General features: G+C 65.5%; 10 protein-coding genes. 3 read left to right on the forward strand and 7 right to left on the reverse strand.

Features of this window, described 5'->3' with window-relative positions:
* Positions 1-65 precede the first annotated feature (65 nt).
* The 5 genes from U4960_RS12445 to U4960_RS12465 all read right to left on the reverse strand — a co-directional run bounded on the left by U4960_RS12445 (position 66) and on the right by U4960_RS12465 (position 8,129).
* The gene (locus tag U4960_RS12445; protein ID WP_324260950.1) at positions 66-3,269 is read right to left on the reverse strand and encodes a hybrid sensor histidine kinase/response regulator; all 3,204 of its coding nucleotides are present in this window, start codon (positions 3,267-3,269) and stop codon (positions 66-68) included.
* Positions 3,270-3,414: 145 nt separating this feature from the next.
* Entirely contained in the window at positions 3,415-5,193 is a 1,779-nt protein-coding gene (locus tag U4960_RS12450; RefSeq protein WP_324260951.1) for a sodium:solute symporter family protein, read from the reverse strand.
* 13 nt (positions 5,194-5,206) lie between these two features.
* Positions 5,207-5,485 carry a DUF4212 domain-containing protein gene (locus U4960_RS12455; protein WP_324260952.1) on the reverse strand — a complete coding sequence of 93 codons (279 nt, stop codon included), beginning with the start codon at positions 5,483-5,485 and terminating at the stop codon, positions 5,207-5,209.
* Positions 5,486-5,588: 103 nt separating this feature from the next.
* Positions 5,589-6,266: an exonuclease domain-containing protein gene (locus U4960_RS12460; protein ID WP_324260953.1), complete on the reverse strand. Its 678-nt coding sequence runs from the start codon at positions 6,264-6,266 to the stop codon at positions 5,589-5,591.
* The gene (locus tag U4960_RS12465; protein WP_324260954.1) at positions 6,267-8,129 is read right to left on the reverse strand and encodes a DUF294 nucleotidyltransferase-like domain-containing protein; all 1,863 of its coding nucleotides are present in this window, start codon (positions 8,127-8,129) and stop codon (positions 6,267-6,269) included.
* A 117-nt stretch (positions 8,130-8,246) separates the two neighbouring features.
* Here U4960_RS12465 and U4960_RS12470 point away from each other — a divergent pair, with 117 nt between their 5' ends.
* Both U4960_RS12470 and U4960_RS12475 read left to right on the forward strand, forming a co-directional pair.
* Positions 8,247-9,365, forward strand: coding sequence for an NAD(P)H-dependent flavin oxidoreductase (locus tag U4960_RS12470; RefSeq protein WP_324260955.1), 1,119 nt, complete (start codon positions 8,247-8,249; stop codon positions 9,363-9,365).
* A gap of 67 nt (positions 9,366-9,432) precedes the next feature.
* Complete coding sequence (locus U4960_RS12475; protein WP_324260956.1) at positions 9,433-10,767, forward strand: cyclopropane-fatty-acyl-phospholipid synthase family protein; 1,335 nt, start codon at positions 9,433-9,435, stop codon at positions 10,765-10,767.
* On the opposite strand, the gene U4960_RS12480 is transcribed toward U4960_RS12475, so the two are convergent.
* Both U4960_RS12480 and U4960_RS12485 read right to left on the reverse strand, forming a co-directional pair.
* A complete protein-coding gene (locus U4960_RS12480; RefSeq protein ID WP_324260957.1) occupies positions 10,768-11,703 on the reverse strand; it encodes a hypothetical protein in 936 nt (311 codons plus the stop codon). It lies immediately after the preceding gene.
* An 84-nt stretch (positions 11,704-11,787) separates the two neighbouring features.
* The gene (locus U4960_RS12485) at positions 11,788-13,287 is read right to left on the reverse strand and encodes an alkaline phosphatase (RefSeq protein WP_324260958.1); all 1,500 of its coding nucleotides are present in this window, start codon (positions 13,285-13,287) and stop codon (positions 11,788-11,790) included.
* A gap of 178 nt (positions 13,288-13,465) precedes the next feature.
* Between U4960_RS12485 and U4960_RS12490 the strand changes: the two genes are divergently transcribed.
* Positions 13,466-15,019, forward strand: coding sequence for a cation:proton antiporter family protein (locus U4960_RS12490; RefSeq protein WP_324260959.1), 1,554 nt, complete (start codon positions 13,466-13,468; stop codon positions 15,017-15,019).
* The last annotated feature ends 61 nt before the right edge of the window (positions 15,020-15,080 follow it).

A 15,080-nucleotide genomic window follows, 5' to 3' on the forward strand; every position in this document is an offset into this window, starting at 1 on the left:
CTTGAGCAGGCGGCGCGCATCCATCCGGCGCGCGGCCTGCTCGGTTTCCTCGCTCGCCTCGGCCGTCAGCAGGATCGCCGGGGGGTACCGTCCCCCCCCTCGCACAGTGCATGATAGACAGCATCGCCCCGTGCATCGTCATCCAGCCTGAAATCCATGATCACGGCATCGGGGGCAGCTGGACAGGCCACGCGCGCGCCGGGAAGGCCGCTGGCCGCAACAACCTCCAGCCCCCATCTGCCCAGCAGCGCGGTGGTCGCGCAAAGCGCAGCAGGATCGTTGTCCACCACCAGCACCCGGGCATGGCCGAGGGCTGACGTCGCCGCGACCCTTCTCGGCGCCTGTGGCCTGGCTCCCCAGCGCAAAACCGGCACCCCGACCGCAAACAGACTGCCGCGACCGATCCTTGAGCGGATCAAAACCGGCATTCCGAGCAGCCTCGCCGTACGTCGCACGATGGCAAGGCCAAGCCCGAGCCCCTCCCGGTCTCCGGCTGCGCGCTGGAACTCTTCGAAGATCCGCTCCTGGTCGGCCTCGGCAATGCCCGGACCGGTATCGTAGACGCACAGCAATATGTTCCCGCCTGACCGGCGCACCCCGATCAGCACCTTGCCAGACCGGGTATAACGCACTGCATTGCTGACGAGGTTGCGCAGCACACTGGCGAGCAACCCCCGGTCGCTTTCAATCCAGGCAGATGAGGCGACCCGGCGCAGTTCGATCCCGCGCGCGCTGGCCTGCACCGCAAAATCACGCACCAGATCGTCCAGCAGGTCGTTGACTGCCAGGGGCTCATGGCGCGGCTCGATCCCGCCCCCATCCAGCTTCGAAATGTCGAGCAAGGTCCGGATCAACCGGTCGGCCGAAGCAATGGAACCGTCAAGATCGCGGACCAGCCGGGACAGCGGTTCGCTCGCTTGCACTTCCTCGCCCAGGGCCGACGCAAACAGCCGCGCGGCATTGAGCGGCTGGATCAGATCATGGCTGGCGGCGGCGAGAAAGCGGGTTTTGGACCGGGTCGCCTTCTCCAGCGCGGCATTGGCCTCGCTCAATTGTGCGGTCCGCTCCGCCACCTTGCTCTCGAGCGCCTGCTCGGCAAGGCGGTCGGCCGTGATGTCGGTGTAGGAGGTCACATACCCGCCGCCCGGGGCCGGATTGCCGACAATCCGCATGATCCGCCCGTCATGCTGCTCGCGCTCCATGCGGTGTTCGCGCCCGGCGCGCATATGGTCCAGTCGGCGCGCAACCTGGTCCTCGATCTCGGTGTCGTCGATCTTTCCCTTGCGCATATTGTAGCGGATCAGGTCGGCAATCGGGGTACCGACATTGACCAGTTCGTCCGGCAGTTCAAACATCTGCTGGTAGCGCCGGTTCCACGCGACGAGGTTCATCTCGGCATCGACCAGTGCCACCCCCTGGTCGATGTTCTCGATCGCGATCTGCAGCAGGTCACCGCTGAAGGTCAGCCGCCGCCCCGTCTCGTCGAACATCGCCATGACTTCGGCCAGGGGCACCGGCTCGCCCTGTGCCCAGCTCGCCACCAGCATCCGGGCGGAGGAACTGCCGACAACTCCCGCAATCATCCGTTCCGCCATGCTGAGCAGCTCTGGATCGGCCTGATCCGCATCGCGATAGGAACGCGGCATGGCGAGCAGCGCCGCAGCGGCCCGCCGCTTGCCCACGAACTGGGTCAGCAGCAGGCGGATGTCCGCCACCCGCTTGGCCGTGCCGTAGGCATGGGTTTCTCCCGGCAGGCTGGCACCGACAAAGCTGGCCGCCTGCACCGCATCGCACAAACGGGGCCGGAACATGGCCGAACCGATCCAGTAGGCGGCAAGGTTCGCCCCCAGACTGATCAACACGCCCGACACGAGAGCGTCAGGATGGATCGACAGGACCGGCGGTTGCCCGGCTGCAGCAGGCATGATCAGCAGGCAGAGCCACGCGGCAAAACCGGTCAGCAGCCCGGCAATCATGCCTGCCCGATTTCCCGCGCGGCTCAACACGCCGAGGACCAGCCCCGGTGCAAACTGGGCAGCTGCGGCAAAGGCCAGCGTGCCCAGTCCGGCCAGATTGGTCGCCCCACCGAAGCCGCGGTAGAACAGGTATGCCAACAGCATCAGCAGGCAGATGACCAACCTCCGGATCAGCAGCAGGCGGTGCGCGAGGCCGGCGCGGTCGGCCTCCCCTTGCAGCACTCTGCGGAAGGCCACCGGAGCAATCAGGTCATTGGTGATCATGGTCGACAGGGCCACGCTGGCGACCACAATCATGCCGGTGGCGGCAGAGAACCCGCCGATGAACACGAGCAAAGCGAGCGCCGAGTTACCGACATTGAGCGGCAGCGCCATGACGAGGGCATCGGCGTCGGTCCCCGCTGGCAGCACGGCCACACCTGCCAGCACGATCGGCACGATGACCAGCGAAGTCAGCACCAGATAGGCGGGAAACACCCACTGCATGGCCGGGCTGGCCCGGTCGGTTGTTGCTTCGACAAAGGTCATGTGGAACTGGCGCGGCAGACACAGGATCGCACAGGCGGCAAGCAGGGTCAGCACCGCAAAGCGGGCGTCGATCTGGGTGGCTGCGAACAGGGGCTCCACCGGTTGAGCCGGGCCGTTCGCCAGCAAGGCAATAGCCAGCGCGGCGACAGCAAGCAGCGCGGCCAGCTTGACCACCGCCTCGACCGCGATGGTCAGAACCAGCCCGGCGTTGTCGCCCGCCCGGTCGGCGCGGCGTGACCCGAACAGGACCGCGAACAGCGCCATCAGTACCGCCACGGCAGCGACGATCTCGTCCCGCGCCAGCGCGCCAACCTCCGCCCCGCCGACCATGACCAGTGCAGTGCCGACCGATTGCAGCTGAAGGGCCATGTAGGGCAACGAACCGACCGTCGCGATCACTGTGACCAGCGCCGCCACCCCTGCACTCTTGCCATATCGGGCCGACAGGAAGTCAGCGATCGAAGTCGAATGCTGTGCCCGCGACTGGGCAAGGATCCGTCGCACCAGTCCGAAGCCGAAGGTGAACACCAGGATCGGCCCGAGATAGATCGGCAGGAACTCAAGGCCCGCCGTGGCCGCAGTGCCGACCCCGCCGAAGAAGGTCCAGCTGGTGCAATAGACCCCCAGCGACAGGCCATAGACCCAGCCCGACAGGCCCGGTCGGGCAAGCCATCCTGCATTGCGCACGCGGTCCCGCCAGGCCGCGAGCCAGAACAGCCCGGCCAGATAGATCGCTGCCGCCGCGATGGCCGCTCCGAACAGCATCGGATGCGCTCCTCCTCTCCCTTGTCAAAGGCTAGCCGAACCGCGCTGACTTTCAAAGGTAAAGGGAGCAAGAGTGATGGGGCAAGAAAAAGAGGGCGGCACCCTGCGGCACCGCCCTCCCTTCTTGCGACCCGGTTGACCGGTATCAGTGGACGTGGGCTTCCCCTGCTCCGCGCGGCACGCGGATCGAGTCGACAAGCTTGCGGATTTCCACCGGCGGGCTCTTGGTCACCTTGGACACCGCGATGGCGATGACAAAGTTGATCACCATGCCGACCACCCCGATCCCTTCGGGCGAGATGCCCAGGAACCAGTTGTCCGCCACATTCATCGCCGGATCCACCACCAGCTTGAAGTAGAAGATGTAGCCAAAGGTGAACACCAGCCCCGAGATCATCCCGGCAATCGCGCCTTCCTTGTTCATCGACTTGGAGAAAATCCCCATGAAGATGGCCGGGAAGAGCGAGGCTGCGGCCAGACCGAAGGCGAAGGCGACCACCTGCGCCACCCATCCTGGCGGATAGATGCCGAGATAGCCTGCCACCACGATCGCCGCCGTTGCGGCGAGACGTGCCGCCATCAGTTCGCCCTTCTCCGAGATGTTCGGGCGGAAGGTGCTCTTCAGCAGATCGTGGCTGATCGAGCTGGAAATCACCAGCAGCAGACCAGCCGCAGTCGACAACGCTGCCGCGAGACCGCCTGCCGCCACCAGAGCAATCACCCAGCCCGGAAGATTGGCGATCTCCGGGTTGGCCAGAACCATGATGTCGTTGTCGACATAGAGCTCGTTGGCGTTGTCGGCCACGCTCTCGTTCCTGACCTGGCGCTCACCCGAGGGGCCGGCCCCTTCGGTGAACTCCGGCTTGCCCTTGAACACGTCGCCCTTGGCGATCTGCACCTTGCCGTCGGCATTCTTGTCCTGCCACACGATCAGGTCGTTCGCTTCCCACTTCTTGAACCAGCCCGGCGCTTGCGCGTAGCTCGTCTCGTTCATCGTATCGATGAGGTTGATGCGCGAGAACGCCGCCACAGCCGGGGCCGTGGTGTAGAGCAGGGCGATGAAGATCAGCGCCCAGCCAGCCGACTTGCGGGCGTCGGACGCCTTGGGCACGGTGAAGAAGCGGACGATCACGTGCGGAAGCCCCGCCGTGCCGACCATCAGCGCCATGGTGATGCAGAACACGTCGATCATCGACTTGCTGCCGCTGGTGTAGGCGGTGAAGCCCAGGTCGGTCAGCACCAGATCGAGTTTCTGCAAGACGTAGAGGCCCGATCCATCATTCACGGTGGAGCCCAGCCCGAGTTGCGGAATCGGGTTGCCCGTCACCATGAAACTGATGAAGAAAGCCGGCACCATATAGGCGAAGATCAGCACGCAGTATTGCGCCACCTGGGTGTAGGTGATCCCCTTCATCCCGCCGAGCACGGCATAGACGAACACGATCCCCATGCCGATCACCACGCCGAGGTCGATCGGCACGTCGAGGAAGCGCGAAAACACGATGCCCACGCCCCGCATCTGCCCGGCGATATAGGTGAAGCTGATGAAGATCAGGCACACCACCGCCACCACCCGGGCTGCGTTGGAGTAGTACCGGGTGCCGATGAAGTCCGGCACGGTGAACTGGCCGAACTTGCGCAGGTATGGTGCCAGCAGCAGCGCCAGCATCACGTATCCGCCCGTCCAGCCCATCAGGTAGACCGAGCCGTCATAGCCCATGAAGGCGATCAGGCCGGCCATTGACAGGAAGCTGGCCGCGCTCATCCAGTCGGCTGCGGTAGCCATGCCGTTGACGATGGGGCTGACCCCGCCGCCGGCGACGTAGAACTCTTTCGTCGAACCGGCCCGCGCCCACAGCGCAATGCCGATATAAAGCGCGAAGCTCGCGCCGACGAAGAGATAGATCAGGGTCTGTGTGTCCATGGTCCCGCCCCCCTCAATCGTCGAGATCGTACTTGCGCTCGATCTTCCGCATCTTGACGACGTAGTAGAAGATCAGCGCAATGAAGATGTAGATCGAGCCCTGCTGCGCGAACCAGAAACCGAGCGGGTATCCGCCGATCATGAACTGGTCGAGAAAGCCGCGAAACAGGATGCCCGCGCCGAAGGAACAGGCGAACCAGATCGCCATCAGGGTGACCAGCAGGCGGATGTTCTCGCGCCAGTAGGCACCCTCCGCCGCATTGGTCTCGTTGTCAGGTGAATTGTCGGCCATGGCCTCCCCTCCTTTTTCCCCGCACCCATTGCGGGAGCGTGGCCGAAGGCTAGGGAACCGGGCGCACGACGGGGAGCGCGACATTGGTCTAATGCGGCCAGAGCTAGCGGTGGACAGCCATCCCTTCGAGCGTGCCGAGCCGGATGTCGGCAGGGAGCCGGGCGAGTTGCGCAAGGAACAGTTCGGCGGCCGCCAGCGCATCGGTCAGGGCATCATGGGCGTCGTAGGGGGGCAGCCCGTGCCGCACACGCGCGGCTCCAAGCCGGTAAGGCCCGCTTCCCACCAGATTGGGGGAAAGGTACCGCTCAATTGCCAGGGTGCAGATGCTGCGGATGGGCAGCGCAAACCCGAACAGTTTGCGTACCGCACCTTGCAGCGCCTCGCGCTCGATCGAGGCTCCGTGCGCCACGATCACGCGCCCGGCGAGGTCGGCCAGCAGCGCCTCGATGGCCTCGGCCAGCGGCGCCCCGGCGCGGGCGCGCTGCTCACCAATGCCATGGATCGTCACCGCCGTGTCGTCGAGCCGCTTGTCCGAACGGATATCGAATGACCGCGCACCCGTAAGATCGATCCCCGCCGCCGTGAACGGCACCCAGCCCACCTGCAGCAGGTGCGCGCCTTTACCCAGCCCGTCGAGTTCGAAATCGAGCGCGACGAACTGCGCATCGCGCGCGGGGGCAGCGCGGTCGGGCCAGTCGGCCGCCGCATAGGCCTGCAAGGCTGAAACCGGTGACTGCGCCAGTTTGCCCAGCCCCTGGCGGAAACGCCAGTCGGCAAACACTCAGGCGATCCCGCCCGCAAGGTTGCGCCGCAACGAATCCAGCCCGCGCCGGACGACCGAGAAACAGTCCTTCAGATGTTCGCGCTCAAGCGGCGAGAGGCTGTCAGGAGCTATGGCATTGTCAGCCCGCTGCCCCGCGCCGGCCTGCGCCGCCTGGTGGGCGATCCGCAGTTCGTTGACGAAGGCCAGAGCATCGACCAGGCTTTCGCTGTCCTCGCCCGCCATGTAGCCGTGTTCGGCCAGCGCGCGCAGCCTCGCGACGGTTCCCACGGCGTCAATGCCGTGGGCCAGCGCCAGCGTCCGGGCAATGTCGACCACCGGCACCACCGCCTGCCCCTTGGCATCGAACACTTTCTCCCCGCTCTCGCTGCGGTCGAGCACCAGATTGCGGAAGATGCCGAGCGGCACCTTGCTGCGCTGCGCGTCACGCGCAAGATAACTGATGAAGATCCGGTTGGCGGCGGCAGCGGCGACGGTTTCCTGGTGGAGCCGGTGCACCAGGTGGCTCTCGCCATGGATGCAGCGCATGTCGAAGAAGATCGTTGCGCGCAGGATCGCGTCCTCATCCGGATTATCGATCCAGCGGGCATAGCGCGTCTGCCACTGCCCCAGCGTGAGGCGCTGGTCGGCGTTTTTGGCCATGATCCCGCCCTTGCAATAGACGAACCCGCAGGCATCGAGAATGTCGGAGATACGGGTGCCGAGCGCCTCGAAATAAGCCTCCTGCCCCGGCTCCATTGTATCGTTGATCACCAGGCCATTGTCCTGGTCGGAGCCGATCAGCTGCTCCTCCCGCGCCAGCGAGCCGAACACGACCAGAGCGTAGGGCACCGGCGGTGGCCCCAGTTCGCGCTCGGCCAGTTGTGCCGCCCGGCGGTGAGCCGCCTCGCCAAGCGCGGAGGTAAGCCGGGCCATCTGCCCCGGCTGCATCCCGCTGCGGGCCATGGCGACGAAGTTCTCCGGGATGCGGCGTGCCGCAGCCGCAAGGGCTTCGGCATCCTGGGCCCGGGCAATCGACAGGCCATGATCAATCGCGTTGTTGCCCAGGTGCGCGAGAATGTCGGTCGCGCTCAGCATGCCGGCCGGCCTGCCCGCATCGTCAACCAGCGGCACATGGCGAAACCCGCCCGAGGCCATCAGCGCCACCGCTTCGGCCAGGCTGGCACTGGCGGGCAAGGTGCGCGGGTTTGCGCTCATCACGTCCCTGATGGGGCGGGATGAGGGCACGTCGGCAGCCACGACCCGGTTGCGCAGGTCCTTGTCGGTGAATATCCCCAGCAGGCGGTCACCTTCGCACACGGTCAACGTGCTGACCTTATGCTGGCGCATCAGCCGCGCCGCATCACCGATGATGGTTTCGGGCGGGCAGGAGACCGGCGCACCGATATGCGCAACATCGCCCACCGTGGCGCCGTCAAACCCGCTCGCCCGCTCGCCCGCCCGCTGCTCCAGCGCGTGGCGAAGGCGGCGCTGTTCATCATTGCTGAAGAAAGCGCGGAAAGGCTCGGACGCATCACGCAGCCGGTGAAACTCGGCCGCCGGAACGAGGTAAAGCAGCGTGTCTTCCAGTGCCACCGTCTCGTTGCGGACCTCGCCCCCGCGCAGCAGCGAGGGGTAGGCAAACGAGCCGCCCCGGGTGATGCGGGCGGTCAGCTCCTTGCCCGCAAGCCGCAGCTCGACCGCGCCTGAGCGCACCACGAACAGCCAATCGTTGTGCTGCCCCGCCTCCAGCACCCGGTCGCCCGCCCGGGCATAGCGCACCGTGACCTTGCGCGAGAGCGCCGCAACCTCTTCCTCGCCAAGACTGCCGAACGGCGGTGTTTCCCGCAGGAAGGCGGCAACCTGGGCGATTTCGCTGCTCATCCCGTGACATTAGCGCATTTGCCAGCGCCGCGCGCCTGCGACCTAAGTCTAACGCTTGCAGGGCAAGCAGTTCAGCGGCACATCCCTGCCAAAGACAAATAACGGGAGTGAACACCAATGCCCTTTCGCATGACGGACATGGTCGGCTGCGAGTTTCCGCTGTTCGCCTTCTCGCACTGCCGTGACGTGGTCGCTGCGGTCAGCCGCGCCGGCGGCTTCGGCGTACTCGGCGCCGTCAGCTTCACACCCGACCAGCTGGAGCAGGAACTGGCCTGGATCGACGATCATGTCGACGGCAAGCCCTATGGGGTCGACGTGCTGATACCGGAGGTCCAGGCCGTCGAGAAGCAGGTCACGGCGGACGAGATCGTGGCCATGATCCCGGCGCAATACCGCGACTTCACCCGCCAGATCCTGCGCGAGGCAGGGATCGGCGAGGACGCTGCCAGCCCGCTTGGAGGGAGCCAGCGGCCCAACACCTCACTCGGGCCGGAATTGCTCGAAGTCAGCTTCCGCCATCCGGTGCGCCTGATTGCCAACGCGCTCGGCACTGCCCCGCCGGAGATGATCGCGGCAGGCAAGAAGCACGGCATCCCGGTCGCCGCGCTGGTCGGCGCCAAGGAACACGCGATGAAGCAGATCGACGCCGGGGTCGACATTATCGTCGCCCAGGGCGGCGAAGGCGGCGGGCACTGCGGCGAAGTGTCCACCGTGGTGCTGATACCCGAAGTGATCGAAGCGATCCGCGATGCCGGCAAGGACATTCCCGTGCTGGCTGCGGGCGGCATCATGAACGGGCGGCAGATGGCCGGGATGATGGCAATGGGCGCCGCCGGGGCCTGGTGCGGCTCGGTCTGGCTCGCCACCGCCGAAGCCGAAACCCACGACGTGTTCCGCCAGAAGATGATCGAAGCCACCAGCCGCGACACCATCCGCTCCAAGCACCGCACGGGCAAGTTCAGCCGCCAGTTGCGCAGTGACTGGCACGGGAAGTGGGAACAGTCCGGTATCCCCGCCCTGCCCATGCCGCTGATGATGCTGCTGAGCGAACCGGTGCTGCGCGCGATCGACAAGGCGGCAGTAAACGGCAACGCGCAAGCTCAGGGCCTGGCGACCTACTTCGTCGGGCAAGGCGTCGGCCTGGTGCGCGAAGTGCGGGGCGCAGGGGCTGTGGTGCAGGACTTCAAGCAGGGGTTCGCCGAAGGGTTCGAGGCGCTGTCGGAAGCTATCGGCTAACGTCCACGCAATTGACAGCCACGCCCTGGCCGCCCAGTCTGTCCCGTGGTCGGGGGATGGAGGCCAAATGTACCTGCTCGACAAATTTCTGACCAAAGCCATCGGGACCGGGCGATTTGTCGTCACCGATCATGACGGCAAGGAATACAGCTACGGCCCGGGCTCGGGCGAATACCCGCCGCATGTCGGCGGGCGGCCGGGCCCGATCCGCATCCGCCTGACCCACCCCAAGGCCGCCAACCATATTGTCCGCTACCCGCAGCTGGGCGCAGGCGAGGCTTTCATGTGGGGCTGGCTCGAGGTGGAACCTCCGCACGATATCCGCGACATGATCCTGTTCGTGACCATGAACGCCAAACGCCTCGGTAACGGGTCGCTCAAACCCAAGGGTCCGCTGCGCAAGGCCTTGCAGAAAACGGTCGCCAGGCTTGACGGCATCAACCAGCGCGCCTCGGCCCGCAAGAACGCCGAGCATACCTACAATCTCACCCGCGAGTTGTACGAACGGTTCCTCGACGAGGACCGCCAGTACACCATGGCCTATTACCGCGAGGATCCGCACTCCACCTCGCTGGAACAGGCGCAGATGGACAAGAAGGCACACCTTGCCGCCAAGCTGTTCCTCAAGCGGCCCGAGGACAACGGCGGCAAGCCGATGAAGGTGCTGGACATCGGCTGCGGCTGGGGCGGGTTCGCGCTCTATCTCAACCAGATGTACGGGTGCGAAGTGCTGGGCGTGGCCTTGGCGCCTGACCAGATCGCCTTCTGCCAGGAACGGGCACGGGCGCTCGGCGTCGATGGCCAGGTAAAGTTCGCCCTGTGCGATTACCGCGATGTTCAGGGGGAATTCGACCGCATCTCCAGCGTCGGCCTGCTCGAACACGTCGGCACGATCCACTACCCGCAGTTCTACGAACACACCAACCGGCTGCTCACAAGCGACGGGGTGATGATCAGCCACTGCTGTGGCCGTTCCGGCCCGCCCGGCTTCACTGACGCCTGGACCCGCAAGTACATCTTCCCCGGCGGCTACATCCCCGCACTGAGCGAACTGGTCACCCAGAGCGAGCGCCACGGCTGGCAGGTGATGGATGTGGAAGCGATGCGGTTCCACTACAGCCATACGCTGGAGGAATGGTACAACCGCACCGTGATGCATCGCGAGGAAATCACCCGCATGTATGACGCGCAGTTCTACCGGATGTGGCTGTTCTACCTCGCCGGGGCCGAGCAGAGCTTCCGCAACGGCACCATGGTCAACTGGCAGGTCCAGTATGTGAAGGACCGTGCCGCCCTCCCCATGACCCGTGAGTACATTCACGAGGAGAGCGCGCGACTGCGCGCGATGGGCGAAGTTCCGGCGTGGCGGTTCGATCCGCGAATGAAGGACGCTGCCGAGTAGCTATTCGCTCCGTCGGCGGCTGCGCTCCTCCTCCAGCGCAAGCGCGGCCATCGTGCCCTGCACGCGCCGGGCTGCTGCATTGGCATCGCGGTCTCCGGCCATGGCCTCGAACCGCGCCAGAGCGGTTTCCCAGTCGCCCCGCATTTCGGCACAAAGCGCGGCGTTGTACGCCAGGGAACGCTGCGACGCTGCCTCGGCAGCCAGGTCGTCAAACAGGCGGCAGGCTTCCCCGGCGTCCGTCTTGGTCGCCTTGAGCGCCGCCTTGAAGCGATTGCCCTGGTCCTTGCTCAAGCCCTTGCGGCTTTCCAGCACCCGCACTGCCTGGTTTTGCCAGAGTGGCGTGAAGTCATCCGCAAAGTCGGCTGCCACATCCCCGATCATCCGGCTGATCACATCTTCGCTGGCGGGCGGTGCGGCATCGGCCGGGCACCAGGTCACTTCGTCACGGCGGGGCAAGGCCCGGCTGTAGATGATCCGCCCGTCCAGTTCGCGTGCGGCGCGCAGATCGCTGGTCAGGGCAATCACGCGCTGACGGCAGGTGACCTCGCGCTCTTCCTTGACCTTGTCCTCGCAATCGGTGCGGGGCTTCTCCGCATCCTTGCAGTAGCGCCGCTTCTGCTGCGTGCGGCGCTCTTCGACGGAGGCACTTGCACCGCCTTCGAACACCACTTCGACCCGGTCAGCGGCGCCGGGCGATTGCAGGGAGTAGATGGCGAAATAGTCAGCGCCGGCGCGGTCGGTCGCACGCGCCAGCTGCCGCTCGAATGCGGCGGCCAGTGCCCGGCCGTCACTGCCCGAAAACTGATCGACTGCCACCCCGTGCATCATGGCAACCTCGGCTGCCGAAGCGGGCTCACCGGAGATGATGGGCAAGACTTCCGCCTGCGCCCCTGCACTGAAACCAAGTGCCACCAGCATCGCCGCCTTGCGCAACATACACTCCCCTCCACTAAACATGCCGGGCCAGTCAATCGCAGTCGGGCGCATCTGGCAAGGGGTTTAGGGCATCTTGCTACAGGGTCATTCGTCCGGCCTTGGGGCCAGCAGCGCATCTTCCATGATGTAGTAGATCAGCGGCTGGTCAATCGTCCCCCGGAACAGGTGTGCGCCGGGGCCGGACGCGCGCACCACAACGTCTTCGCCGGCGTGGGTTTCCGTCGAGAGCGGCACGGCCGCGTGCTGGCGGTAATTGAGTGCCAGCGTGTCATCCTCTGCCGGATCATGCCGGTCATGGCCCTCCGGCGCGCCCGGGCCATTGGCATAGATCAGCGTGGTATAGGCCTTGCCGTCGCGCGCCTTGTGCGGCTGCTCGCCGTCATGGCTGACCACGCCCAGGATCGGGGTACCGCGCGCGGTATAGCCGCCCATGGTAATCGTATGACTGTGATCGGCCGTGGTGAGGACAAGGGTCTCGTCCAGATCGACCAGGCGAAGCGCGGTCGCCACCGCATCATCCATGGCCACGGTATCGGTCAGCGCACGGCGCGCGTTGCCGCCATGGTGGGCGTGATCGATCCGCCCGCCTTCGACGAGCAGGACATAGCCCTGATCCGAGCGGGACAGTGCGGCGATCGCCGTCGCCACCATCTCAGCCAGCGACGGTTCACCGCCCTCGCCTGCCGTGCGGTCTTCCTCGAACTGGAGGTGGCTCGGCTCGAACAGGCCGAACAATTTTGTATGCCGCGCCGGATCGAAAGCGGCAAACTGGCCGCTGTTCCAGGCATAGTGACCATCCGGATTGGCAGCGCGCCATTCGGCCACCAGATCGCGCCCGTCGCGCCGCTTGCCAGCCTTGTCCGGATACTCGGGGTCGGCCTGGCCTTCCGGGGCAAAAGCTGCCCGGCCGCCGCCGAGGATGACGTCAAGCTGCCGCCCGACCGGCCCCTCGACCAGCTGTCGTGCCAGGTCGATGCAGCCCTGCTCCAGCGCGAGCGGCGGCATGTCCGCATCGCTTTCCCAGTTGCGCTGGACGGTCTGGCCGAAAGTCGCCGCGGGCGTCGCATGGGTCACGGTGGTGGTGGTCACGATACCGGTCGCCAGCCCGCGCTGCTGCGCCAGTCCGAACAGCGAAGGCAGCTCGTACCCCCTGCCCGAAGCGCAATCGCCGTTCTGCGCTTCGGGCCCGATCCCGATAACGCCGCTGCGGGTTCGCACACCCGACATGATCGCAGTGGCCGTCGCGGCGGAATCCGACACCTGCGCATCGAAGGAATAGGTTTTTACCAGCGCCGCATGGTCAAGCCCGTCCATCGTGGTCTCGTGGGATTCCCCGTCTCGCCCCAACCGCTGCCCGGCATGGATACGGGCGGCGGTAATGGTCGAGACACCCATCCCGTCGCCGATGAAGATGATCACGTTGCGTGCCCTGGTCCGCGGCTCCGGTGCGGCCTTGAGCCGTTCCAGCGCGGCGCGGCCCTGCTCGACAAAAGCTGGAGCAGTTGCGGGGACATCCTGCGCAGCCAGGCTGGCGCCAGAAACGGCAGTCATCGTCGCGGCAAGACCGCAGGCAAGGTATTTCATGCGAATCGTCTCCTTGTGCCGTCCTTACCGGCCCGTCCCCGGCCCATGCCAGACCAGGCTGACCGGATCATGACAGCAATGGCAGGGCTTCCCCTTGCTCCTGCGGCGCTTTGCCGTCATCCCGTTCCGATACGCATAACGGCATCGTCAACATCCATTCCGGGACGCCCCGCGCACCATGTTCGAAGTGATCTGCATTACCTTTGCCTATGCGTTCGGCATGGTCGTGAAGCGGGTTGGCCTGCCGCCGCTGGTCGGCTTTCTGGCGGCCGGCTTTGCCATCAATGCTCTCAGCCCCTCGCTCAACCTGCCCACGGAAACCGGCGACATTATCGGCCATATTGCCCATCTCGGGGTCTTGCTGCTGCTGTTTACTGTCGGCCTCAAGCTCAGGCTGGGCCAACTGGTGCAACCGCAGGTGCTGGGCGGATCGCTTATCCACTTCGTCCTGACAACGGCTGCGTTCACGCTCGGGCTGGTCCTGTTCATGGACCTCGACCTGCAGACCGCCCTGCTCGTCGCGATGGCCCTGTCGTTTTCCTCCACCGTTCTGTCGGCGAAAACGCTGGAGTCACGGCGCGATCTGGGCACGTTCTATGGCCGCACGGCCATCGGCATCCTGATCGTGCAGGATCTGATCGCCCTCGCTGTGCTGGCTGTCTGGGGTGATCAGTCACCAACCCCATGGGCCTTGCTCGTGTTCGCCCTGCCGCTGCTGCGCCCGCTCCTGCACCGCCTGCTCGACCTGTCAGGCCATGACGAACTGATGGTGCTGCTGGGCATGTTCCTCGCCCTGGTGCTGGGCGGCATGGGGTTTGAAGCGGTCGGCCTCAGCTCCGAAATCGGGGCGCTCGCCATGGGCTTGCTGCTCTCGACGCATGACCGGGCCAAGGAGCTTTCGAAATCCCTCTGGGGCCTGAAGGAAGTGTTCCTGGTCGGGTTCTTCCTGCAGATCGGCATGTCCGGCCTGCCGGACTGGAGCGACCTGACCTTCGCCCTGATCGTGGCGCTGATCCTGCCGCTCAAGGGCGCACTGTTCTTCCTGCTGCTGACACGTTTCCGTATGCGCGCGCGCACCGCCTTTCTGGCCGCCGCCAGCCTGACCGCCTACAGCGAATTCGGATTGATCGTGGCCGCCGGAGTGCTGGAAGAATGGCTGGTGCCGCTGGCCCTCGCCGTCAGCCTCTCATTCGTCTTTGCGGCCGTCCTCAACAACTTCGGGCCGGATATCTACCGCTCCCTTGCGGACGCCCTGCAACCGTTCGAGACCCGGACCACCCACCGCGACGAGGCCCCCACAGATCTTGGCGATGCACGGATCCTGATCCTCGGCATGGGCCGGACGGGCACGGCCGCCTACGACGCGCTGGCACCCCTTGGCGAGCCCCTGATCGGCATCGACTCCGATACCTACAAGGTGCAGTCCCACACCGATGCCAATCGCAATGCCGCCTATGCCGATGCCGAAGACGAAGAGTTCTGGCGCGAGCTCGATATCGGCAAGCTGAGAGCGGTGGTCATTGCGGTCAACGACGCGACGGCGAAAGAGCAGGCCGTGGTTTCACTGCGGAAGAAAGGCTTCGAAGGCCCGATCATCGCCCACGCCATGTGGGAGGACGAGATCGCCATGCTGGAACAGGCGGGAGCAACCCATGTCTGGCAGACCATGAACCAGGCCGGATGGGGTCTGGCGCGGGATACGGCCCGTTCGCTTGGCCTTGAATCGTCCTGACAGCCCGGCGCGCCTCTGTTTCAAACCCTATTCCGTTGCACCTTGCGCCCCGCACTGATAA

This window comes from Altererythrobacter sp. H2 (genome assembly GCF_035319885.1).
In the GTDB taxonomy this organism is placed as follows: Bacteria; Pseudomonadota; Alphaproteobacteria; order Sphingomonadales; family Sphingomonadaceae; genus 34-65-8.